The organism is Vibrio sp. bablab_jr001 (assembly GCF_016464285.1).
Taxonomy (GTDB): domain Bacteria; phylum Pseudomonadota; class Gammaproteobacteria; order Enterobacterales; family Vibrionaceae; genus Vibrio; species Vibrio fluvialis.
On sequence record NZ_JACDWZ010000047.1, the window covers coordinates 1 to 239 of the forward strand.

Annotated in this window: 1 protein-coding gene; it reads right to left on the minus strand. The window is 56.5% G+C overall.

Features of this window, described 5'->3' with window-relative positions; all coding sequences use genetic code 11:
- Nucleotides 1-239, minus strand: a 239-nt coding sequence (locus JIG40_RS09830) for a cadherin repeat domain-containing protein (protein WP_199465271.1), incomplete at both ends; no start/stop codon positions are given.

Here is a 239-nt window from a genome sequence, read left to right on the forward strand (position 1 = left end):
CCCGCCGCCGTCAGGCTGATCGCACCGCTGACCGCATCGATCTCAAACAAGGCTTCATTGGCATCGTTGTACACGTTGGTGGTAATGGAATACGTCACCGCCTCGCCGTCACCATCAGTGGCCGACACGGTACCGATCACATACTCATCGCTGCTGTTCTCATCATACGAGAACACATAACGGGGGCCGTCTTCGTTGTCCGGGTCATTCGGGTCGAATACCGGACCAAACTCATCCAG